The sequence below is a fragment of the Sphingomonas sp. GW821-FHT09B04 genome, from assembly GCF_059418285.1.
Window position 1 is genome coordinate 860,198 of sequence record NZ_JBWKPO010000001.1, and the last position, 23,939, is coordinate 884,136.

The 23,939-nt window shown below is 65.8% G+C and carries 16 protein-coding genes; 9 read left to right on the plus strand and 7 right to left on the minus strand.

What is annotated here, in order from left to right:
* Nucleotides 1-55 precede the first annotated feature (55 nt).
* The 3 genes from AC07NK_RS04325 to aspA all read left to right on the plus strand — a co-directional run bounded on the left by AC07NK_RS04325 (nt 56) and on the right by aspA (nt 7,087).
* Nucleotides 56-3,457 (plus strand): TonB-dependent receptor domain-containing protein, encoded by a 3,402-nt coding sequence (locus tag AC07NK_RS04325; protein ID WP_495169324.1) that lies wholly within the window; start codon nt 56-58, stop codon nt 3,455-3,457.
* A gap of 148 nt (nt 3,458-3,605) precedes the next feature.
* A complete protein-coding gene (locus tag AC07NK_RS04330) occupies nt 3,606-5,657 on the plus strand; it encodes a S9 family peptidase (RefSeq protein WP_495169325.1) in 2,052 nt (683 codons plus the stop codon).
* Between the two features lie 11 nt (nt 5,658-5,668).
* Nucleotides 5,669-7,087 carry an aspartate ammonia-lyase gene (gene aspA / locus AC07NK_RS04335; protein WP_495169326.1) on the plus strand — a complete coding sequence of 473 codons (1,419 nt, stop codon included), beginning with the start codon at nt 5,669-5,671 and terminating at the stop codon, nt 7,085-7,087.
* Nucleotides 7,088-7,096: 9 nt separating this feature from the next.
* On the opposite strand, the gene AC07NK_RS04340 is transcribed toward aspA, so the two are convergent.
* Nucleotides 7,097-7,552 carry a DUF2721 domain-containing protein gene (locus tag AC07NK_RS04340; protein WP_495169327.1) on the minus strand — a complete coding sequence of 152 codons (456 nt, stop codon included), beginning with the start codon at nt 7,550-7,552 and terminating at the stop codon, nt 7,097-7,099.
* A gap of 81 nt (nt 7,553-7,633) precedes the next feature.
* On the opposite strand from AC07NK_RS04340, the gene AC07NK_RS04345 reads away from it, so the two are divergent.
* Nucleotides 7,634-8,725, plus strand: a complete 1,092-nt coding sequence (locus AC07NK_RS04345) for a GNAT family N-acetyltransferase (RefSeq protein WP_495169328.1) — start codon at nt 7,634-7,636, stop codon at nt 8,723-8,725.
* 200 nt (nt 8,726-8,925) lie between these two features.
* Here AC07NK_RS04345 and AC07NK_RS04350 read toward each other — a convergent pair whose 3' ends face one another.
* From AC07NK_RS04350 to AC07NK_RS04375, 6 genes are all read right to left on the minus strand, one after another.
* On the minus strand, nt 8,926-10,500 hold the full coding sequence (locus AC07NK_RS04350) for a DUF5060 domain-containing protein (RefSeq protein ID WP_495169329.1): 1,575 nt from the start codon (nt 10,498-10,500) through the stop codon (nt 8,926-8,928).
* Nucleotides 10,497-11,747: an MFS transporter gene (locus AC07NK_RS04355; RefSeq protein WP_495169330.1), complete on the minus strand. Its 1,251-nt coding sequence runs from the start codon at nt 11,745-11,747 to the stop codon at nt 10,497-10,499. Before AC07NK_RS04355 ends, AC07NK_RS04350 begins: the two co-directional genes overlap by 4 nt.
* A gap of 118 nt (nt 11,748-11,865) precedes the next feature.
* Nucleotides 11,866-14,904 carry a TonB-dependent receptor plug domain-containing protein gene (locus tag AC07NK_RS04360; RefSeq protein WP_495169331.1) on the minus strand — a complete coding sequence of 1,013 codons (3,039 nt, stop codon included), beginning with the start codon at nt 14,902-14,904 and terminating at the stop codon, nt 11,866-11,868.
* Nucleotides 14,905-14,997: 93 nt separating this feature from the next.
* Nucleotides 14,998-16,488 carry an FGGY-family carbohydrate kinase gene (locus AC07NK_RS04365; RefSeq protein ID WP_495169332.1) on the minus strand — a complete coding sequence of 497 codons (1,491 nt, stop codon included), beginning with the start codon at nt 16,486-16,488 and terminating at the stop codon, nt 14,998-15,000.
* The gene (locus AC07NK_RS04370) at nt 16,488-17,447 is read right to left on the minus strand and encodes a transketolase family protein (protein ID WP_495169333.1); all 960 of its coding nucleotides are present in this window, start codon (nt 17,445-17,447) and stop codon (nt 16,488-16,490) included. The genes AC07NK_RS04365 and AC07NK_RS04370 overlap by 1 nt, the downstream gene beginning before the upstream one ends.
* Complete coding sequence (locus AC07NK_RS04375) at nt 17,447-18,319, minus strand: transketolase (RefSeq protein WP_495169334.1); 873 nt, start codon at nt 18,317-18,319, stop codon at nt 17,447-17,449. Before AC07NK_RS04375 ends, AC07NK_RS04370 begins: the two co-directional genes overlap by 1 nt.
* 271 nt (nt 18,320-18,590) lie before the next feature.
* On the opposite strand from AC07NK_RS04375, the gene AC07NK_RS04380 reads away from it, so the two are divergent.
* The 5 genes from AC07NK_RS04380 to AC07NK_RS04400 are packed head-to-tail and all read left to right on the plus strand — an operon-like array spanning nt 18,591 to nt 23,851.
* The gene (locus tag AC07NK_RS04380) at nt 18,591-19,376 is read left to right on the plus strand and encodes a DeoR/GlpR family DNA-binding transcription regulator (RefSeq protein ID WP_495169335.1); all 786 of its coding nucleotides are present in this window, start codon (nt 18,591-18,593) and stop codon (nt 19,374-19,376) included.
* Between the two features lie 49 nt (nt 19,377-19,425).
* Nucleotides 19,426-20,406 (plus strand): sugar phosphate isomerase/epimerase family protein, encoded by a 981-nt coding sequence (locus AC07NK_RS04385; RefSeq protein ID WP_495169336.1) that lies wholly within the window; start codon nt 19,426-19,428, stop codon nt 20,404-20,406.
* Between the two features lie 43 nt (nt 20,407-20,449).
* On the plus strand, nt 20,450-21,589 hold the full coding sequence (lldD, locus tag AC07NK_RS04390; RefSeq protein ID WP_495169337.1) for an FMN-dependent L-lactate dehydrogenase LldD: 1,140 nt from the start codon (nt 20,450-20,452) through the stop codon (nt 21,587-21,589).
* Nucleotides 21,586-22,350: an L-rhamnose 1-dehydrogenase Lra1 gene (lra1, locus tag AC07NK_RS04395; RefSeq protein WP_495169338.1), complete on the plus strand. Its 765-nt coding sequence runs from the start codon at nt 21,586-21,588 to the stop codon at nt 22,348-22,350. Before lldD ends, lra1 begins: the two co-directional genes overlap by 4 nt.
* Nucleotides 22,351-22,369: 19 nt before the next feature.
* Nucleotides 22,370-23,851, plus strand: a complete 1,482-nt coding sequence (locus tag AC07NK_RS04400) for an FAD-linked oxidase C-terminal domain-containing protein (protein ID WP_495169339.1) — start codon at nt 22,370-22,372, stop codon at nt 23,849-23,851.
* The last annotated feature ends 88 nt before the right edge of the window (nt 23,852-23,939 follow it).

Sequence of the window (23,939 nt, forward strand, 5' to 3'; positions counted from 1 at the left end):
CTCTTGGTGATGCGTGAGCGGGCAGCAAGCCCGACACCAGGGGGAGGAAGACAGGATGAGCGTATATTCGCGCAACGCCTTCATGGCGGGGACCGCAATCATCTGCGTGATGGCGACGCCCGCGCAGGCGCAGGAAAAGCGCTTCGACATTCCCGCGCAGTCGGTTCGCTCAGCAATCGTTGCGCTCGGTCGTCAGGCCGACGTCCAGATTATCGCGTCGCGCAGCGTCACCAGCGGCAAGCATGCCAACGCGGTCAAGGGTGCGATGTCGGTCGAACAGGCGCTCGCGCGGATGTTGCAGGGCACCGGTCTGGTGGCACGCCGGTCGAGCGGGCAGACCTTTGTGGTCACACGTGAACCGCGCCAGTCGGCCCCGGCGGAGACGAGCCGGGCCGAGCCGCGCACGGATGACGAGCGCCCCGCGGTTCCCGACGCCGCGTCGCAGGCCTCGGTAGAGCCCCAGGCCGGCGAAGTCATCGTGACCGGCTCGCGCATCCGCCGCCAGTCCTTCGACACGGCTTCGCCCGTAACCGCGCTGGAAGGTGAGGAGATCGCCGAGTCGGGACGGTCGGAATTGAGCGAGGTCATCGCCGAACTGCCTTCGGTCAGCTCGACGCTGAACGATCGCCGCAACAGCGGCGACGTCCAGAATGACGGCGTCAGCTCGGTCCAGCTGCGCAGCCTGAGCGACAACCGCACCTTGGTGCTGGTCGATGGCCGCCGCACCGTGTCGAACAGCGCGAACGGAAACCGCGTCAGCCTCAGCACGATTCCGAACGGGTTTGTGAGCCGCGTCGATATCATCACCGGCGGCACTTCGTCGGTCTACGGATCGGACGCGATCGCCGGGGTGGTCAACATCATCACCGAATCGAAGAAGACCGGCCTGCGCCTTGGCGCGCGCACCGAATTCACCGATGCCGGTGGCGGGCGCGAGCATGAGTTCGAGGGCAGCTTCGGCACCAAATTCGCCGACGGGCGCGGCTATTTCCTGATCAGCGGCTCCTATGACCGGCAGGACCCGATCCGCGCGAACCAGCGCGCCTTCGCGCTGACGCAATGGGAATATGACTGGGATCCCGCGCTCGGCGGCATCAACGAATATGAAACGCTGTACAACGATGCCACCGGCATCCCGACCAGCGGCGATCAGCCGATCGGCACCTTTCCGCCCAACAAACCCGCCGATCTTTCCAGCTCGATCCCCGGCGGTGTCTTCTACGGCTCCAGCAGCGCGCGCGACCGATTCTATCGCGGCGGAGCGCTTGTCCCCCTCGGCCCCGACGTTCAGACCGGCGCGGTCGTCAATGTCGGCACCAGCGACGCCGGCAACACCGGCTATTTCCTCCCCAACCGCGACGGTTTCAGCACGCGCAACGCGCGCTGGATCAGCGGCAAGCGCGAACGCTATCTCGGTGCGGCAAAGGTCGATTTCGAGGTATCGGATAAGACGAGCCTGTTCGCTCAGGTCCAGTATTCCAAGGTCAAGACGCTCAACTTCCGCGAGCCGAGCGCGATCACCGCGGACGACACATTTCCGGTGATCGATCGCGTGACGGGGCGGGGCAGCGAAGTCACACTCGGCCGCATTCCATGCCAGCGCGCGACCGGGACCGGGTCGGGGCCGTGCAATCCCTATGTCCCCGCCGAAATCCGGGCCGACGTCACCACCGGCGCCACCAACCGGGGCGTCTATTTCACCCGTCGTCTGGTCGAGCTTGGGCCGCAGGCGACCTATAACGACCGCGAGACCGTGCGCAGCTGGTTCGGCGCGCGGGGCGACGCGTGGGGCAGCTGGAAGTGGGAAACGAGCTTTGCCTATGGCCAGTTCGTTCAGGATCAGGTGCGTGCGGGCGAGATCAACGGCCTGCGGCTGAGGCAGGCGCTCGACGCGACGACGGTGAACGGCCAGATCGTCTGCCGCGACAGCTCCAACGGCTGTGTCCCGATCAACATCTTTGGCGAGGGATCGATCACGCCCGAGGCCGCGGCGTTCATCAAGGCTGATCTGCATCAGCGTGCGACGCTGAAGCAGCATAGCTTCAGCGGCTTTCTGACCGGCGACCTGTTCGATCTGCCTGCAGGGCCGGTCGGCGCAGCGTTCGGCATCGAATACCGCAAGGACAGCCAGAAGATCGAAGGCGACGATTATTCGCGCTTCGGCGGCACCTCGGGCCCGCCCGTGCCCAATTTCGGCGGATCGATTTCGGTGTTCGAGGGCTATGCCGAGTTCAACGCCCCGCTGGTGAAGGACAAGCCCGGCTTCGAGCTGCTCAGCGTCGACGGCTCGGCGCGTGTCGGCAGCTATGACATCAAGAATGTCGGGAACGTGTTCAGCTTTCGCGGCGGGGTTCAGTACGCGCCGGTCAGAGATATCCGGTTCCGCGTGAGCTACGCACGCGCCCAGCGTGCGCCCGACCTCACCGAACTCTTCTCACCCCCGCGCGGCGACTTCGACGATGTCAGCGACATCTGCGACGGCGTGACCCCGACCACGGCGGGACGGATCGCGACGAACTGCCGGGCCAATCCCGGGATCCAGGCGCTGTTCGCATCGCAGCTGGCAAATGGCGTCCCGCAGCTGTTCGATCAGTCGGGGACCTCGATCTACAGCCCCAATGCCGGCAATCTGGAGCTGAAGGAGGAAACCGCCAACACCTTCACCGTCGGTACGGTGATCACGCCGACTTTCCTGCGCAGGTTCACGCTGTCGGTCGATTATTACGACATCCGGATCAAGGATGCGATCACCGCCTATGGCAACCAGGACATTCTGTCTCAATGCTATGACAGCGATCTGCCGACTTCGGCCAACCCGTTCTGCGGCGATGTTACGCGTAACCCGAACAACGGGCAGCTCTCGGGGGTCACGCAGCGTGAGTTCAACCTCGCCGGATTCAGGACTGCGGGTCTCGATGTCGCTGCCGAATATCGCTTCGATCTGAAGGATATCGGCATCCCCGGGCGGTGGAGCATCCGGTATGACGCGACGCATCTGCTCAAATACGAGACCAGCTTTGTGGGCCTCACCGGTCTGGTCAAGACCGACGAGCGTGGCGAGCTGGTTTCGGGGACGTTCAAATATCGTGCGCGCGGCTCGCTGTCGTGGCGGTCCGATGATCTGACGTTGCGCTGGACCGCCATCTACTACGGCAAAATCTATGACAGCCTGACGCGGCTCAACGAATACCGCAATTTCAAGGCGAGCAATCCCAATGCGGAATATCCGCTGTTCCTGAACATCCCCGCAGTGTGGCAGCACAATGTCTATGCGAGCTACAACCTCAAGATGAGCGGCACGAGCATGCGGCTCTATGGCGGGATCACCAACGTCTTCGACAAGACCAGTCCGCTGTTGCCGGCCGGCGATGTGCTGAGCGGTAGCACCAACAACTATAACCCGACCTATGACGTAGCCGGACGCCGCTTCTATTTCGGCGCCGCGCTGAACTTCTAATGCCCGGCCGGGGCCGTTGCCTGCAGCGGCCCCAAGGGCGATCATCGGGTGGAACCGCAGGGATGCGCGGACGGTTTCGCGCAGCCTGTGGCCGCGCCCAATCTACGGGAATGCAAGGCTCATGACCCTGAACCTCCACCGGCTGGCAATGTCTATCCTGCCTCTGCTCGCGGCATTGCCCGCGGCCGGCCAGACGCCGCCGCCCCGACCGATGACCGCAGTCGATCTGGTCGAGCTGTCGCGCGCGACGGCGCCGCTCCCGTCCCCCGATGGCAGCGTGATCGTCTACAAGACGCGCAGCGCGAACTGGACGCGGAACAAGGCGACGACGCGAACCTGGCGCATATCGGCGTCGGGCCTCGCCGAGCGCGCCCGCGAACTGAAGGGCGAAATCATCTGGGCGCCCGACGGCAAGGCACTGGCGTTTGCGACCAAACCTGACGACGGCAAGTTCGCGCAGATCCACCTCGCGCCATATGGCGGCAAGGTGCGCCAGCTCACCCGGCTGCGCAGCTCTGCGTCCGCGCTGGCATGGTCGAGTGACGGCACGCGCATCTACTTCCTCGCGGACAAGCCGGATGATCCTGCGACCGCCGCGCGGATCAAGGCGAAGGACGATATGTTCGCGTTCGAGACGCCGCGCCGGCGCACGACGCTGAACTATCTCGACATCGCATCGGGACAGGTCGTGACGGTGGTGAGCGGCGACCTCGACGTGCGCGGTTTCAGTATTGCGGGCAAGAGCGGTATGATCCTGCTCCGGCTGGCCCCGACACGCCTGCTCGATGATCAGCCAAGGTCTGAATTGTGGAGTCTGGACCCGGCGACCGGAATCCGGCGGCGGCTGACGAATAACGACTATCGCGAGGGCGATGCCCAACTCGCGCCCGATGGCAAGACCGCGCTGTTCGTCGCCAACGCCTCGGGCGGCAAGTACGCGACGGTCAACGCGCGCCTGTTCACGCTCGACGCGGCGACTGGCGCGATCCGCCAGCTGGGTGAGGGGCGCGGCTGGGCGGTCGAGGATGCGTTGTGGTCGGCGGATGGATCGGAGATCTACTTCACCGCGCAGGATGGCGTCCGTACCAACCTCCACGCCGTCAAGGTCGGAACCGGCGCGATCCGGCCGCTTCAGGCGTGCGACTGCGTTATATCGGCGCCCCGATTGTCCCGCGACGGACGCACATTGGCCTATCTGCGGGCGTCAGCGATGCAGCCCGCGGAAGTGGTTCGGATCGACCCGACCGGCGCGAGCACGCCGGTTCAGGTGACGGCGCTCAACGACGATATCGGCAAGCGCTTCCAGCTGCCGCGGCAGGAGGCGACCGAATGGACCGGGCCGGAGGGGCAGAAGCTCGAGGGTCTCGTCACCTATCCGCTCGGCTACACGCCGGGTCAGCGCTACCCGCTGATCGTCCAGAGCCATGGCGGCCCGCGTTCGGCCGACCAGTTCAACATCTTCGCGTTCAGCCGCTTCCTGCCGCTGCTGGCGTCGCACGGCTTCGTCACGCTCAGCGTCAATTATCGCGGCGGCACCGGCTATGGCGATGCCTTCCTTCAGGGCATGAACGGTGACTATTTCCGCGTCGCCGACCGTGACGTGCTGTCGGGCGTCGACGAGCTGGTCAGGCGCGGCATCGCCGATCCGGCGAAGACCGGGGCGATGGGGTGGAGCGCGGGCGGGCATATGACCGCACGGCTCATCACCGTCACCGATCGGTTCAAGGCAGCGATCGTCGGCGCGGGCGCGGTCGACTGGACCTCGATGTACATGGGCTCGGACACGCGCTGGCAGCGCAAGGAATGGTTCGTCACGCCACCCTATGGCAGCAAGGCGCGCCGCGACCTCTATCTCAATAACTCGCCGCTCGCGTCGATCGATGCCGCGAAGACGCCGACGCTGATCCTGTCGGGCGCCGAGGATAAGCGCGTTCCGCCTGCCCAGTCGGTGATGCTGTTCCGTGCGCTCAAGGATCTCGGGGTTCCGACCGAGCTCTATCTCGCCCCGCGCGAGCCGCACAATTTCAAGGAGCTGCGCCACCAGTTGTTTCAGGTGAACACCAGCATGCGCTGGCTCACCGCGCATGTGACGGGAACCGCCTATATTCCGACGGCGGCCCCCAACGCGGCGGACAAGCCCGCGGACGGCGACGACGACAGCCCCGACGATCCCGCCGAGCCCGAAGAGGCGTCTGAATGAGACCGGCGCCAATGCCCAGCGACGCAACGCGGATCGAACATGACCTGATCGGGGCGATGGAGGTGCCGGCGGACGCTTACTACGGCGTGCACACCGTGCGTGCACTGGCGAACTTCCCGATCTCCGGCGTCCCGATCCACGCCAACCGCAACCTTATCTGCGCCCTCGCCGCGATCAAGGAAGCCGCGGCCATCACCAATATGAAGCTGGGGTTGCTCGACCCGGAACGCGCGGGGGCGATCGCCGCGGCGTGCCAGTCGGTCGGGGCCGGCAGTTTCCACAACCAGTTCGTGGTCGATGCGATTCAGGGCGGGGCGGGTACTTCGACCAACATGAACGCCAATGAGGTGATCGCGAACCTCGCGCTTGAGCTGATGGGGCGCCAGCGCGGCGACTATGCGTTCCTCCACCCCAATGAACACGTCAACATGAGCCAGAGCACCAACGACGTCTATCCGACGGCGATCAAGGTCGCGGCCTATCGCAGCGCCGAGGAGCTGCTGATCGCGATGGCGAATTTGCGCGAGGGTTTCGGACGCAAGGCGGTCGAATTCGCCGATATCATCAAGATGGGGCGAACCCAGCTTCAGGACGCCGTCCCGATGACGCTGGGGCAGGAGTTCGGCACCTATGCGGTGATGATCGGCGAGGACGAGCAACGGCTGGTCGAGGCTTCGGCGCTGATCTGCGAGATAAACCTCGGCGGAACCGCGATCGGCACCGGCATCACCTCGCATCCGCGCTATGCGGAGCTGGTCTGCGATGAACTGGTCCGGATCACCGGCCTGCCGCTGTCGACGTCGCCTGACCTGATCGAGGCGACGCAGGATTGCGGCGCGTTCGTTCAGCTTTCGGGCGTGCTCAAGCGGATCGCGGTCAAGCTGTCGAAGATCTGCAACGACCTGCGCTTGCTGTCGAGCGGACCGCGCGCGGGGCTGAGCGAGATCGGCCTTCCCGCGATGCAGGCGGGTTCGTCGATCATGCCGGGTAAGGTAAACCCGGTGATCCCGGAAGTGGTCAACCAGATCGCGTTCGAGGTGATCGGCAACGATCTGACCATCACCATGGCGGCCGAGGCCGGGCAGCTTCAGCTCAACGCGTTCGAGCCGATCATCGCGCACAGCCTGTTCAAGAGCATCCGCCATCTGCGCAACGGCTGCACCGTGCTCGCCGAGCGTTGCGTGTCGGGGATCACGGCGAACCGCGTGCATCTGGCCGAGAGTGTGAAGAACTCGATCGGTCTGGTGACCGCGCTCAACCCCTATATCGGCTATGAGAATGCAACGATGATCGCGCGCGAGGCGCTGGCGACGGGCAGGGGGGTAGCCGAGCTGGTGCTCGAGCGCGGGCTACTCAGCGCCGAGGCGCTGACGCTTCTTCTCACCCCGGAACGGCTCACCCGGCCGCATGGCGAACCGCTCACCGGCTGAGGTTGGCGCTCAGCCGGGATCGCGCTCGAGCAGTTCTTCGCGAATATGCACCGCCTGAAGCGACAGCCGAACCTCGACCAGAAAGGCGACCAGTCCCGCAGTCAGCAGCAGCATTGAGGCGATGAAGGTCACCGCGACCACGCCGCCGATATCGAGATGCGTCAGCGTCGCGCCGAACATCAGCGCGACGACCAGACAGATCAGGATTGCGCTCGCGACGCACAGCCAGATCGACTTGTTGATCACCGACAGCCGCCGGTCGATCAGCCGCAGTTCCCACACGTGCCGGTCATGCTCGGCGCCTTGCGACACCGGATGGAGCTGCTCGATCTTGCGCGACCGGTCGACCACGCGCGCCATGCGGCCGATCAGCACGTTGAGGATGCCTGCGATACCCGCGAGCAGAAAGACGGGGGCGATCGAGACCTGGATGGTGGCGGCGACGGTCGAGAGCATCGGTGACATCGCAATATCTTATGATCGTGTCGCGCGCTCGCCAAGCGAACTTGCACCCATTGGTAACGCATTCGCGGTATCGCGCGTGCTATGACAAGGCCGATGCCACTCGCCGAGTTCACCCGTCTGCCCCCGCTGCTCACCGTGAGCGTCGGGGATGGTCTGTCCAGCGCGCTCGATCTGGTGGCCGATCATGCCGCGCCGACTCATCGTTTCCTGCGCTACGGATGGTTCGCCGCCGCGCTCGCCGCCTATGGCGGCTCGGCGCGCACGCTTACCGTCGCGCGAGAGGGCGTACCTATACTGGCGGTGCCGCTGGTGCAGAAGGGGCCGGGATTCCTCGGCATGCAGGCGGTGCCCGGCTGCTACTGGCCGTTCCGCAGCTTCCCGGTCGCATCCGACGCCGATACCGAAGCGTTCGAACTGCTGCTCGACAAGCTCGATGCGCGCGCGCTGCGTATCGGCCCCGTCTATGACGGCGATCCCGCGCTCGAGGGGCTGCGCGCGGCGGCGGCGACAAAGGGCTGGGTCGCGCTCGACCGGTTCGTTGCCGAAAGCTTCCTGCTCGACATGACCGGGCTGCGCACCGAAGGCACCTGGCCGCGCAACTCGACGCTGCGCAAGAACCGTTTCCATGAAAAGCATCTCGCCGAGCATGGCGAACTCGACTGGAGCTTCGTCTCCGGCGCCGACTGGAATGCCGACGCATTCGACGCGCTCGCCGCGATCGAACGCAAGAGCTGGATCGCCGCGCGCACCGATGGCGGCGACGCCAAGTTCACCGACGATGGTCATGGCGGCTTCTGGCGGGCTGCCGCCGCCGATCCGGTGATCGCGCAGATGATGTGGGCGGCGTTGCTGCGAATCGACGGTGAGCCCGCGGCCTTCTCGTTCGACATCAACGCCGGCACGCTCAAATATGCCATCGCCAACAGCTATGACCCGCGCGTCGGCAAACATTCGCCGGGGAAATTGCTCTATTATCGCAACCTTGTCCGCGCGCTCGACGACGGCCTGGCGACGGTCGACTGGGGCGCGGGCGACAGCGGCTATAAACGCACCATCGGCGCTGAGGCAGGACCGATGATCCGCGACTGGCTGTTCGTGCGGCCGGGTGCGCCCGGCATGGTCGCGCGGTTGCTCAAGCACTGGTGGCGGCGCAGCGGCAACACGCCCGCCTGACACCGCTTCCTTGCAATGTTGGATTCCGGCTGCCAGCCTCCGGCAGCTCTTTCTCATCGTCGGTAGTCGGGTCTCGCGCACGCGTGGCAGTGTGACCTTTGGGACCTTCGGGTATCCCGGTACCCGCATAAAAAAGCGGCTGCGACGTGAAACGCCGCAGCCGCAGGTCTAGCCACCCCGAGAGGGGGTCTCGTGAAACCTCAGATTTTGACCAGCCGGATCGCGATATACGGTTTGCCCGGCAGCGCGATGCTCGGGCGCGCGGGGTCATGGACGTCGTAATCGTCCTTCTGCTGCATCCGGAACACACCTTCGACCGGCGTGACCGTCATGTTCCAGGTGTCGATGATGTCGATGCGGAAGCTGTTCTTGGGGTCGCCGCCGCGGCCGGGCAGCGCGACCTTCCATTCGGTCGGCGTCTCGGTCCCGAAATACTTCAGGTAATATTCGTGCGGCTTGCCGCCGAGGTGATAGTTCCACCATGGCTGGATCGCGTCGATGCCCGGGGTGGGGCCTTCCTCCATGATCTTGCGCAGGAAGGCGAGCCGCGGGGCGCTGGTGCCCTTGAGTACGCCGCCCTGGCCGAGCCAGGAGAAATCGGCGTTCTGATTGGGGTCATAGGTCTCGCTATGCCCCACATAGGTGCCGCCGATCAGCCCCCACCAGAAGCGCTCGACCATGGACTGGCCATCGAGATTGCCCCAGCGCTTGGTCGAGTTCCCCTCATAGACCACTTCGTCGAAGATGACGGGCTTGAGCGTCATCGCCCGGTGCAGTTCGGCGCGCAGATCATCGAGCACCGCGGCGCCGTTCTGGACGCTGGCATGGGTGATCCACGGCTTGCGGTGGTCGTAATAGGTGTTGATCTGGTGGATCGACCGCAGCCGGTCGTGCGGGTCGGCGGCGACCAGCACCTCGAACAAATGGTCCCAGTCGGCCATCGACTTGGTCTTCACCGCATCATATTCGTTGGCCATCGACCACCAGACATGGGCGTAGGCGCCCCAGCGCGCGGCGCAGTAGCGGACGAAGCGTTCGTCGTCCGCCCGCTTCATGTCGTTATAGCCGCGCGTCTCGTCATAGGGGTGGAACAGGATGACGTCCGCCTCGATGCCGAGCGCGCCGAGCTTGGCGATGCGGTCCTCGTAGCGGCGGAAATAATCGGGATCGAAACGCGTCGCGTCCCAGTCGCGCGGCCCCTTGCCGGTGCGGATATAGGGGTTGGTCGCGACCGACTCGACGTTGGGTGTGACCAGCATCCGCATCTTGTTGAACGGCGCGGTCTTGAGCGCTTCCAGCGTCTGCGCGCATTTGGCATCGGACTGCAGCGCCCAGCTGTAGCAGGTGGTGCCGATCTGCCGGAACGGCGTGCCGTCGGCATAAGCGAAGTGATAGCCGTCCTGCGTCACCCGCACCGGGCCACGGTTGCCGGCTGAGGGTGCGACACAGTCGAAGCTGCCGCGCTTGTGCGCCATTTCGGTGGCGCTGCTCTCGCTCTCCCAGCTCCACTTGCCGAGCTCGGGCGGGCTGAAGCGGATGCGGTAGACGCCCTTGCCGTCATAGAAGCCGGGAACGCGGACCGTCTTGCCCGCGCCCCTGAACACCGCGGCGATCTGGACATCGTCGAACGGATTGCCGGTCTGCGGTCCTTGGAACACCAGCTCGTGCACACCCCACCGCTCGGTGCGCGCCGCGCCCTGCCCGAAGGCGGGGGTCGCGGCGGCCCCGGCGGCGATCAGGCCGGACTTGAGGACGTTGCGGCGGGACAGCGTCACGCCGCGCGCTCCGCGTCGAGCTGCTCGAGCGACTTGCCCTCGTTGCGCGGCGCCCAGACGAAGCCGATCACGCCGCTGATCGCGAGGAAGCCGACCAGGATCCAGGCGAGGGTGTGGAAGCCGGTCGCCACCAGCGCCGGCACGAAGAAGCTGAACACGCCGAGCACGATGCGCACGATCGCGAACATCAGCCCCTGCGCGGTCGCGCGCAACGCGGTCGGGAACATCTCCGAGCTCCACAGCTGGAAGAAGCTCTGCGCGCCAAAGCCGCCGCCGACCGACATCAGGAAGACGTGGATGATCGCGACCGTGAGCGTCAGCGGGAAGATTGCGAGCAGCGCCATGCCGATCACCTGAGTCACCGCCGAGATGCCGAACAGCAGCCGCTGGTTCACCTTGTCGGCGAGCTTCATGAAGATGAAGAAGATCGACGCCATGCCGAGCAGGAAGCTCAACGTCTGCACCGCGACCGACATCATGTGGGTCTGGCTGCCGACGGTGCTCAGGATATAGGGGAAGAAGAAGCCGTTGGTGCCGGCCCACAGGTTCCAGAACAGATAGGTGCCCGCGAGGAACGCCATCGATCCGATATGCTGGCGCGTGAACAGGTCCTGCCAGCGGCCGCGCTGTGCGGTCTCGCCGCTCTGCTGCGCGTCGACCCAGCGCTGCGATTCCTGCATCTTCGAGCGCAGGAAGGTAAGCGCGATGGCGAGGATCGCGAGGTGCGCGAAGATGATGCGCGCGCCGAGCAACCCGAGGCTGTCGAGCACCAACGCCATCACCAGCACCACGACGGGGCCGAGATACCAGAGCATCTGCGCAACGCCGCTATGCTTGGCGCGCTTCTTGTCGGGCGCCATTTCCGCGATCAGCGACCAGGAGGCGGGGATGTCGGCGCCGACGGCGAGGCCGACGAGGAAGAAGCCGATGATGACCATCAGGGCGTTCATCGAGAACACCAGCCACAACATACCGAACGCGTAGAACAGCATGTCATACTGGTAGATCTTCTTGCGTCCGAGCAGGTCGCACAGCCGCCCGCCGATCAACGCGCCGATGCCCGCGGCGATCGCATTGGGGCCGAAGGCGGCGATCAGCCCGAGCAGGCTGTCGTCGAGCCCATATTCCTTCTTCCACAACGCCAGCGCCACGGCGCCCGCGACGATCGATCCCGCGTCGATGTAATTGGCGAGTCCGGCGAGGATCGTGTTCTTCCAGTCCTCCCGATCGGCAGATGCACTGCTCATATTCTGTGTCTCCAGGGCTAGTGGCTTGACCGTTATGTCGTCGTCGCGGCCTCGACGGTAATCCGAAAACAGAGCGACAGGGGAGGCGCGTGACCTCCCCCGTCCAAGGGGTGCTTCGTCAGAATTTGATGCGGGCACCGGTGTAGAAGCGGCGGCCGATCACGTCGTACACGCCGTTGACGCTGCCGGGCAGGCCGCCCCAGACGGGCGGACGCTCGACATCGAACAGGTTCTTCACGCCGATATAGAATTCGAAATGCTCGAGCCCGGTGTAGCGGACCTGCATGTCGGTGTAGATCTTCGACCCGATCCGGAAATATTTCTCGTCCGGCACCGACCCGTCGGCCAGTCGATAGAGCGTCTGGAAGTTCTCATAGTCGAGCACCTGCGGCGCGATATATTCGGCGCTGACGTTGAAGCCGAACTTGTCGTTGTCCCAACCCAGACCTGCGGTCACCGCGTCGCGCGGCGTGCCGAGTTCGCCCATGGTGTTGTCATAGGGATCGCCGGTCAGCGCGCGGAACCCGTTCTTGAGCAGATGGGTCCATGCCGCCGACAGGCTCGTCGTGCCGCCCGCCACTTCGTGCTTGTAGTTCAGCGTGAAGTCGAGGCCGCGGCTGAACGATCCGCCGCTGTTGACCAGCGCGCGCACCACCTGTTCGACCGAACCGGTGCTGTACGCGCCCGATGCGCCTGCCCGGCGGGTGACGAACTGGCAGAAATCGGCCAGCCCTTCGCGGTAGCATTTGTTGAGCACCGTTGCGGCCGACACGCGGCTGATCGCATTCTCGAGCTTGATGTCGAAGAAGTCGACGCTGAGCGTGAGGTTGCGCAATGCGTGGATCGAACGCGGGTTGATCACCGCACCGATCGTCAGCGTCTTGCCGGTCTCTTCCTGGATGTTCGGGTTATTGGCAGAGATACCGCCAACGCCCGCGAGGTCTGCCTGGGTGAGCGTGAACGATCCGTTCGCGGCGATGTTGGCCGCGATGCCCGGCACCGCGCGGCAGTTGTCGGCCAGCGCGCCGGTCGTGGTCGCGGTGATCCCCTGACACGGATCGGTGATCGAGATGATCCCCGCTTGCTGCGCTGCGAACAGCTCGCCGATATTGGGCGCGCGGGTGGCGTGCGCATAGACGGCACGGAAGCGGATATCCTCGACCGGCGACCATTCGCCACCCACGTTCCAGGCATAGAAGGTACCGACGGTCGAATAGTCCGACATGCGGCCCGCCGCACGCAGCGTCAGATTCTGGAAGAACGGCGTGTCCGACAGGATCGGCACGACGATTTCGCCATAGGCTTCTTTGACGTCGAACTTGCCGGCGGTGTCGGTCATCTGGACATAGCCGTTGCGCGCCGCGTTGGTCAGCGGATCGAAGATGTCGCGGCTTTCCTCCTTGCGGTACTCGGCGCCCACCGCGACCTGAACCGGACCGGCGGGCAGCTGGAACAGCGTGCCGGTCAGATTGGCGGCGGCAACGTGCATCTGCTGCTTGGAATAGCGGCTCATGCTCGTCTTGATGTACTTGATCGCGTCGGCCGAGATCTTCGACGTGCCGTCGGCGTTCAGGCCGAACACGTCGATCGGAACGCAGCCCTGCGCGCGTGCCGATGCGTTGACGCACACCGCTTCGGTACGATTGCCGTTGTTGTTATAGTCATAGACGTCGGGGATCGCCTGCAGCGCCTCGGCGAGGTTGTAGAGGTTCGCCAGCCCGCTCATCGACTGAGTCTGCTTGGTGAAGCCGTACTGGTAATAGGCGTCGAACTTCCAGCTGCTGCCAAGATCGACCGTTCCGCCCAGCACGAGGCGGAAATTGTCGCGCTCGGTCGGGATGGTGCGCGTGCCGCCGTCGAACATCGTCGTGCGCAGCAGGAAGCTAAGATCCTTCGAGCTGATCGCGTCATTGGCGTTACGGTTGGTCGCTGCGGCGAATACCGCGGCGGGCACCAGCGGATTGGCCAGCCGGCGTACGTCCGCCGCGTTGGTCGGGTTGGCGACCATGAACTCGATCGGGAAGAAACCACCATTGCCCGGAAAGGCGCCCAGCGCGCTGTCGGTACGCATCGGGGATGCTTCCATCCGCCCCTTGCTGAGCACGTTGGTGTAGGTAACTTCGGAGAAGACGTTGACGCTGTCGCTGACGTCATAGTTGAGGCGCGCCGCAAAGGTGTAGCGTTCCGACGGCGCGGCGAGGAGCTTGTACTGTTCGCGGTTATAGCCGTCGGTCGCCGCGTTGTACGCGCGGAAGCTGCCATCGGGATTGATGATGCGGTTGGTCTGGCTGCCGATCACGAACACGCCGGCCGCACCGACGTTGGACGGATTGTAGAAGGGCGTGAACAGGTTCTGCGCGGCGGTCAGGTTGGTCGCGCTGTTACCCGCGACGCGCTGCGTGGTGCCAAGGCTGGTGTAATCGTAGCGCGAGAAGTCGCGGCCGTCATTCTCGACCACGCCTTCGTTCACATAGCCGCCATAGACCATGATGTTGCCGCGGCCGTCGGCAAAGTTCGCGCCGTACGTCGCATTGGCGACGAACTGGCGATCGTCGCCGCGTTCGGAAATGCCGCCCTGAACGTTGAGCTGAAGCCCCTCGTACTTCTTCTTGTAGATGAAGTTGACCACGCCCGCGACGGCGTCCGAGCCATAGACGGCGGAGGCACCGCCGGTGAGCACATCGACGCGCTCGATGAACGGGGTCGGGATCATCGACAGGTCGACCTGCGCGGTGCCGGGCACGCCCGCGACCGAGCGGCGCCCATCGATCAGCACCAGCGTGCGGTCGGCGCCAAGGTTGCGCAAATTGACGGTGGCGATGCCGGGGCTGGTGCTTCCGCCATTGGTAGTGCGGCTCTGGCCGGGGATGCCGACGGCGGGGTTCTGCTGCAGCGCTTCCTGCACGTTGACGACGCCGCTATTCTCCAGCGCCTGCGCGGTCACCACCTGAAGCGGGCTGGGCGAGGTCAGCGCGGGCGACGCGATGCGGCTGCCGGTGACGACCACTTCCTGCTCGGCTTCGGCGGTCGGCTGGCTGGCGGGCGCGGCATCCTGCGCATGTGCGGCGGTGGCGGCGAGCAGCGTGAGTGCGCTCGCGCCGGTCAGCAACAGCCCCTGGCGGGCGCCGCGCGACAAATTGGTTCCTGCATCCTTCATTTCCCCACTCCTTCCCTTGTTGTTTGTGAACGGGCCCGGGTTAGGCCCAGTCGTCGGGCGGTGTTCCGCCTCTCTGTCGGTAGTTGCGTGCCCTCAGCCGGGCGGGGCGCGGTTGGCGCGTGCGACCACATCTGCCACCGTCTCGCGCCAGTTGCTGCGGATCGCGGTGCGCTTGTTCGCGCCAAGCTGCGGTTCGAACCGGTCGGCAGCAGCGGGCGCATCGGCGTCGGTGAGGCCGAGCGCGTGCGCGGCCATGCGCGCGACGCCGAGCGCGCTCGCCTCAGCGATTTCGGGCCGGACGATGACGCGGCCGGTGAGATCGGCGAGCAACTGCGCGAGCAGCGCGTTGCGCGCTGCGCCGCCGTCGATCGACAATTCAGGCAGGCCGATGCCGAGATCGGCGGCGATCGCGTCGAGCACGTCGCCGATCTGGAGCGCGATCGCCTCCAGCGTCGCGCGGGCGACATGCGCCGGGCGCGTTCCCAGCGTCATGCCGCTGATCGTGCCGCGCGCACCGCTCTGCCAGTGCGGCGCGCCGAGGCCCGCGAGCGCGGGGACGAAGACCACGCCCTCGCTGCCCTCGACGCTCGCGGCAAGATCGGTCAGCGCCTGCTCGTCGGCAAGGCCAAGCAGCGCGGTCGCGAACGCCGCGGCGTGGCCGGAGACCGAGATATTGCCTTCGATCGCATGCTGCGCGCCACCGTCGGTACGGCTCCACGCGATCGTGCTCGACAGGCCGTGTGACGAGTGCACGCGGCCCGCCGTGGCGGCCATCAGCGAGCTGCCGGTGCCGATCGTCGCCTTGACCCGGCCCGGCGCGTGGATGCCGTGTGCGAACAAGGCGGCATGGCTGTCACCGAGCAGCACCTGCACCGGCGTGCCTGCGGGCAGCGCGGTCAGGCCGGGCGCAACCGCGCCGAAGCCGCTGTCCGAGGCTGCGATACGCGGCAGGATGCCAAGCGGCACGTCGAAGATGCGCGCGAGCTCCGGATCCCAGTCGAGCGTGTCGAGATTGAAGAGTTGGGTGCGCGAGGCGTTGCTGTGATCGGTCGCGTGAACCTGCCCGCCGGTGAGGTTCCACAACAGCCAGCTGTCGATCGTCCCCGCCTTGATCTCGCCCGTCGCTGCACGGTCGCGGGCGCCGGGGATCGAGTCGAGCAGCCATGCGATTTTGGCAGCGGGGAAGAGCGGATCGATGCCAAGACCGCTGCGCGAAACGATCGCGTCCTCAAGCCCGGCGGCGCGCAGCGCGGTGCAGCGCTCTGCCGAGCGCGCGCATTGCCAGATCACCGCGGGCGCGATCGGGCGGCCGGTCTCGGCCTCCCACAGCGCCACCGTCTCGCGCTGGTTGGAGATGGCGAGTGCAGCGATCTGCACATCGGGTGCTGCGGCAACCAGTTCGGCGATCAGCCCGGCGACCGCCTCCCAGATGTCCGATGCCGACTGCTCGGCCCAGCCGGGTTGCGGATAGGTCACCTGCATCGGCCGCGAGCGCGACAGCAGCACCGACCCGTCGGGCGCCACCAGCAGTGCCTTGGTGTTGGTAGTGCCCTGATCGATGGCAAGGATGACCGGGCCGGACATCAGGTGGCCCTTGTTGCCAGCAGCTCACGCGCAGCGGCGGTGATGCCGGTGGCGGACAGGCCGTAGCGCTCCATCAGCCACGCGGCCGAACCGGTCGGCAGGAAGCCGGGGAAGCCCAGCATCCGCATCCGCACCGGATCGTGTTGCGCGCAATATTCGGCGATCGCGCCACCGAGCCCGCCATGCGCCAGCCCTTCTTCGGCAGTGACGATCGCGCCGGTCTGCGCCGCGGCGGCGATCAGATCGGTGTCGAGGGGCGAAACGCTCGCCATGTTGATCACGCGCGCCGCGATACCTTCGGCAGCTAGCGCCTCGGCCGCGGCCAGTGCGTGGTGAACCAGCGTGCCATTGGTGATGATGGCGATGTCGCCCCCTTCGCGCAGCACCTCACCCTTGCCGATGGCGAATGCCGCGCCCGCGGGGCGCTCGAGCGCGGGCACGGGCATACGGCTGATCTTGATATAGACCGGGCCGTCATGCGCGGCGGCGGCCCTGATCGCTTCAGCGGTTTCCCACGGGTCGGCGGGGACGATCACGGTGAGCTTGTCGATCGCGCGCAGCCAGGCGACGTCCTCGATGCTGTGGTGCGTCGCGCCGAGCTCGCCATAGGCGACGCCCGAGGAGATGCCGCACAGCTTCACATTCTGCTGGCTGTATGCGCAGTCGGCCTTGATCTGCTCCATCGCGCGCGCGGTGAGGAAACAGCCCGCGCCGCTGACGAACGGGATCTTGCCGCCATTGGCGAGCCCCGCGCCGACACCGACCATATTCTGCTCGGCGATGCCGACATTGATCAGCCGGTCGGGGAAGCGCTCGCGGAACTTGCCGAGCTTGGACGAGCCGACGGAGTCATTGACCACTGCGAAAATGCGGCTGTCGTTAGCCGCAAGTTCTTCGACGGTGCGGACATAGGCGTCGCGGCAGTCGAACAGACCGGCGGGTGCTGCGGCGGCGGCCATCAGTTCATCTCCGCTTCGAGTTCGGCAATCGCTTGCGCGTATTGCTCGGCATTGGGCACGCCGTGGTGCCAGCCGGCCTGATTCTCCATGAAGCTGACGCCGCGGCCCTTGATCGTGTCGGCGATGATGACGAGCGGTTTCGTGCGCGGCTCGACCGCGCGGTCAAACGTCTCGACCAGCGCTGCATGATCATGGCCGTCGACGCCGGCGACATCCCAGCCGAACGCGCGCCATTTGTCGGCGAGCGGCTCTAGACCGTTGGTGTCCTCGGTCCCCGCGCCCTGCTGGAGCCGGTTGCGGTCGACGATGACGATCAGGTTGCCAAGGCCGCGATGTCCGGCGAACATCGCCGCTTCCCACATGCTGCCTTCCTGCAGTTCGCCGTCGCCGGTGAGCGCGAACACGCGATAGTCAGCCTTGTCGATCTGTCCTGCGACGGCGATGCCGACCGCGACCGGCAGACCATGGCCGAGCGGACCGGTATTGGTCTCGATGCCGGGCAGGTAAGTCCGGTTGGGATGGCCGTTGAGCCGCGACTCGGGCTTGAGATAGGTTTCGAGTTCTTGCTCTTCGAAGAAACCCGCCCCCGCGAGCGCGGTGTAGAGGGCGCCGGTGCAATGCCCCTTGCTCATCACGAAGCGGTCGCGGTCCGGGGCCGCAGGCGATGCGCTTTCGATCCGAAGAATGTCGAAATAAAGCGTGGCAATGATGTCTGCGGACGAAAGGTCGCCACCGGGGTGGCCCTGACCGGCATCGACGATCATCTGGAGCAGGCGGCGGCGCATCCAATTGGCACGCTCACGGACGTGCGCGGCACGGCTTTCCAGCGTGCGCACAGCGGTCTCCCGGCGTTCCAGTCCGACTCTGTTCATACCCTCTCCTGCCCGCCGGATAGCGGATGTTGTAATCGAACGCAATAATAGTCATATTATATGCGATATCGATCGAAGTTTCGAATATCTTCGTTTTCTATCGATATGTGCAAAAATTGACAAGAGCCGAAAGGCTGCGTTAGCTAAGGGAGAGGGCCGGATGGTCCCGAACGGGTGCCAGATCAGGCAGACAGGCAGGAGCGGGGATGTCGGAATTGTCCAGCCGGTGCGGGGCCATTTCCCCCGACGCAGCATGCATCGCGATGCATCCATGAGCGGCGAACGGCGGGCGCGGATGCTTGGCGAGGCGCGGCGGAACAAGATCCTCGAATGGCTTCAGGAAGAGGGCAGCGCGCGCGTGCGCAGCCTGGCCGAAGCGTTCGGCGTGTCCGAAGTCACCGTGCGCCAGGATCTCGAGAAGCTCGAGTCCGACGGGCATATCGTGCGCGAACATGGCGGCGCGTTCCTGAAGTCGGTGACGCAACAGGTGCGCGCGATGGCGCTGCAGCATCATGAGAATATGGACGCCAAGCAGCGCATCGGCCGTGCCGCCGCCGCGCTGGTTGGCGATGGCGAGACGATCATCCTCGATTCGGGATCGACCACGACCGAGGTCGCGGCACAGCTCTCCGGACGGCGCGACATGACCGTCATCACCAACGCGCTCAACATCGCGCTGATGCTCGGCGCCGAGCCGGGCTTCGAAGTCCATATGACCGGCGGCCATTTCAAGGCGCCGACATTGTCGCTCTCGGGTGACCGCAGCGCGGATTATTTCCGCGGGCTGTTCGTCCAGAAGCTGTTCCTCGCGACCGCGGCGATCGATCTCGAGGCGGGTCTCACCTATCCCGCACTGTCCGACATTCCGGTCAAGCGCGCGATGATCGAGGCGGCGGAGAAGGTCATTCTCGTCGCCGATTCGAGCAAGATCGGGCTGCGCTCCTTCACCGCTCTGGGCGGGATCGAGCTGGTGCACCTGTTGGTGACCGATGCGGGCATCCGCGACGAAGACCGCGCCGCGATCGAAGCGGCTGGCGTCGAGGTCCTGATCGCCTGAACTTTTCCGGCGCCCGGCGCCGCACATCCTTGCAACTAGGAATAAGCACGTGAGCAATCAGAAATACGGTGCCGGCATCTGGCATTTCGCGACCTTCGTCGACCGCTATGCCACCGACGGCTATGGCCCCGCCCGTTCGCTGATCGAGATGATCGACATCGCCGGGCAGGTCGACGACCTGTCGGTGGTCGACATCAACTACCCCTTTGTCGACCCCAGCCTGTCGCTCGACACGGTCGAGGAAGCGCTCAGGCGCAACAACCTCTCGGTCATCGGCATCACGCCGGAGATCTACACGCGCCAGTTCGCCAAGGGCGCCTTCACCAACCCCGATCCGGGCATCCGCCGCCTCGCCAACGAGATGTGCAATGATGCCGCGAACGTCGTGCGCCGGTTCGGTGCGGACTATGTGAAACTGTGGCCGGGGCAGGATGGCTGGGACTATCCCTTCCAGGTCGATCATCGCAAGCTGTGGCAGCAGAGCGTCGAGGGCATTGGCGAGCTCGCCAGCCAGAACCCCGACCTCAACTTCGTGATCGAATACAAGCCGCGCGAGCCGCGCTGCCATATGAGCTATGACAGCGTGTCGCGCACTTTGTTGGGGATCGAACGGATGGGCCTGCCCAATGTCGGTATCCTGCTCGACTTCGGCCACGCGCTGTATGGCGGCGAGAGCCCGGCGGATTCGGCGCAGCTCGCGATCGATCACGGCCGCCTGTTCGGCATGGACGTGAACGACAATTTCCGCGGCTGGGACGATGACCTGATGGCCGGGTCGGTCCACCCGATCGAGCTGTTCGAATTCTTCTACACGCTGCGCAAGAACAAATGGGAGGGCGTGTGGCAGCTCGACCAGTTCCCGTTCCGCGAGGATTCGGTCGCGGTCGCCAACGGCGCGATCAGCTTCCTCAAGGGTATCGAGCGCGCGCTCGACAAGCTCGACTTCGAGGCAATGCAGGATGCGCAGGACCGCCACGACGCGGTGACCGCGCTGCGCCTCGCCCGCGAAGCGCTGTTCACCTCCTTCTGATGCTATACCCGTTCGCTCCGCCAGCCGCCGGAAAGGGTGCCGCATGATCATCGCCTCGTCCCATGATTTCGAAAGGGCGGCGAAGCGGCGCGTGCCCCGTTTCCTGTTCGATTATGCCGAGGGCGGTGCCTATGACGAGGTGACGCTGGGCCGCAACGTCAGCGACCTCGCTTCGGTGAAGTTGCGTCAGCGCGTGCTCAAGGACGTCGCCAACGTCGATCTCAGCACGACCCTGTTCGGGCGCGAAATGGCGCTGCCCGTCGCGCTCGGGCCGGTCGGGATCAGCGGCATGTATGCCCGCCGCGGCGAGGTTCAGGCGGCGCGCGCGGCGGCGGCGGCGGGGATCCCCACCTGCCTATCCACCGTGTCGATCTGTCCGCTTGAGGAGGTGGCACAGGCCGCCGACCCCTTCTGGTTCCAGCTCTATGTGATCCGCGACCGCGGCTTCATGCGCGACCTGATCGCGCGCGCGAAGGAGGCGGGCGCCGAGGCAATGGTGTTCACCGTCGACATGCCGATCCCCGGCGCGCGCTACCGCTCGGAGCATTCGGGGATGGCCGGGCCGAACGCGCGGCTGCGCCAGATCCTTCAGGCGATCGGCAAGCCGCGCTGGGCGTGGGACGTCGGGCTGATGGGCCGCCCGCACACGCTCGGCAACCTCGCGCCGGTGCTCGGCAAGGACAGTGGCCTCAGCGATTACATGGGCTGGCTCGGCAAGAATTTCGATCCGTCGATCCAGTGGAAGGACCTCGACTGGATCCGCGCCGAATGGGATCGCCCGCTGATCATCAAGGGCATTCTTGACCCTGAGGATGCGCGCGAGGCGGCGGCGATCGGCGCGAACGGCATCGTTGTCTCCAACCATGGCGGGCGCCAGCTCGACGGCGTGCTCTCCAGCGCCCGCGCGCTGCCGCCGATCGCCGATGCGGTGGGCGGCAAGCTCACCGTGCTCGCCGATGGCGGTATCCGCACCGGGCTCGATGTCGTGCGCATGCTCGCGCTCGGCGCAGACGGCGTGCTGCTCGGCCGCGCCTGGGTCTATGCGCTGGCGGCGCAGGGCGAGGCGGGTGTCGCCAAGCTGCTCGCCCTGATCGCGCGGGAAATGAAGGTCGCGATGACGCTGACCGGGGTCAACCGGATCGGGGCGATCGACCGCTCGATCCTCGCTGAGGATGTGAAATGAAGCTTCTCGAAGGCAAGACGGTATTGGTCACCGGCGGATCGACCGGGATCGGCCGCGCCGCGGCGATCGGCGCTGCACAGCACGGCGCGAACGTCGCGATCAACTATGCGTCCAGCGACGACAAGGCCGCATCCTGCGTCGCCGAGATCGAAGCGCTGGGACAACGCGGCCTCGCGGTAAAGGGCGACGTCGCGCTACCCGAGACCGCGAGTGATTTCGTCAGCAAGGCCGTCGAGGCATTCGGGCGCGTCGACGTGATGGTCTCCAACGCCGGTATCTGCCCGTTCCACGCATTCCTCGACATGCCGGTCGAAACGGTCGACCGCACCTTCCGCGTCAACCTCCACGGCGCCTATTACATGGTGCAGGCGGCGGCGAACCAGATGGTGAAACAGGGCGAAGGCGGCGCGATCGTCGCGGTCTCCTCGATCTCGGCGCTGGTCGGCGGCGAGTTCCAAACCCACTACACCCCGACCAAGGCCGGGGTGCATTCGCTGATGCAGTCGGCCGCGATCGCGCTTGGGCGTCATGGCATCCGCTGCAACTCGGTGCTGCCCGGCACGATCCTGACCGAGATCAACAAGGACGATCTCGCCGATCAGGACAAGCGCGACCGTATGACCGCGCGCATCCCGCTCGGCCGCCTCGGCGAGTCGGAGGATCTGGCCGGGCCGATCGTCTTCCTCGCCTCCGACATGGCGGCCTATGTCACCGGCGCGGCGCTGCTGGTCGACGGCGGCGCGTTCGTGAACCTGCAGTAGGGCCGCCATGTCGCTCGTCATGCCTCCGCCCAATCCCGCGACGCTGGCGCGGCGGGCGGAGATCGTGGCGGCGATGCGCAGGATCGTCCCCGGCGAAGGCGTGATCGACGAGATCGAGGCGCTGCGGCCCTACGAGTCCGACGCGCTTACCGCCTATGCGCAGATCCCGCTGCTGGTGGTGTTGCCCGAGACGGTCGAGCAGGTCGCGGCGGTGCTGCGTTGGTGCCACGCCAACCAGGTGAAGGTCGTGCCGCGTGGCGCTGGCACCTCGCTGTCCGGCGGCGCGCTGCCCCTCGCCGACGGCATCCTGCTCGGCATGGCGAAGTTCAATCGCGTGCTCGATATCGACTATGCCGATCGCGTCGCGGTGGTGCAGCCCGGTGTCACCAACCTCGCCATTACGCGAGCAGTGGAAGACATGGGCTTTTACTACGCTCCCGATCCGTCGAGCCAGATCGCCTGCACGATCGGCGGCAATGTCGCCGAGAATTCGGGCGGGGTGCATTGCCTCAAATACGGCCTCACCACGAACAATGTGCTGGGCGTTGAGTTGGTGACGATCGAGGGCGAGGTCGTGCGCCTCGGCGGGCGCGGGCTCGAGCCGGCGGGGCTCGACCTTCTCGGCGTGATCGTCGGCTCGGAAGGGCTGCTCGGCGTCGTCACCGAAGTCACCGTGCGCATCCTGCCTCGCCCGCAGACCGCGAAGGCGCTGCTGATCGGCTTTCCCAGCGTCGAGAGCGCGGGCCAGTGCGTCGCGGAGGTGATCGCCGCCGGGATCATCCCCGCCGGCATGGAAATGATGGACCGCGCTGCCGTCCACGCGGCCGAAGCCTTTGTCCAGGTCGGCTATCCGCTCGATGTCGACGCATTGCTGATCGTCGAGCTGGACGGCCCGGAGGCCGAATGCGGTCATCTGGGGGGCGAGGTCGAGCGCGTCGCCCGCGCCAATGGCGCGGTGTCGGTCCGCGCCTCAGCCGATGAATCCGAGCGCATCGCCTTCTGGGCCGGGCGCAAGGCGGCGTTCCCGGCGGCGGGGCGGCTCTCACCTGACTATTATTGCATGGACGGCACCATCCCGCGCCGCCGCCTGCCTGAGGTGCTGACGCGGATGAAGGCGATGTCGGCGCAATATGGCCTTGGCGTCATCAACGTCTTTCACGCCGGGGACGGCAATCTCCATCCCCTCATCATGTATGATGCCAACCAGCCCGGTCAGCTCGAACGGGCCGAGGCGTTCGGCGCGGATATCCTCAGGCTCTGCGTCGAGGTCGGCGGCGTGCTGACCGGCGAGCACGGCGTCGGGGTCGAGAAGCGCGACCTCATGTATACGATGTTCTCCAAGGCGGACCTTGCCCAGCAGCAGCGCGTCAAATGCGCGTTCGACCCTGAGCTGCTGCTCAACCCCGGCAAGATGTTCCCGGAGCTGCACCGCTGTGCGGAACTGGGGAAGATGCACGTCCATCGCGGGCAGGTCCCATTCCCCGAACTCCCGCGCTTCTGATGGTCGCCGCCCTCAACCCAACCCCAACCGTCACCCCGGCATTGTGCCGGGGTCCACTTCACCGCGCTTTCTGCGCGCCGTTTCGAGC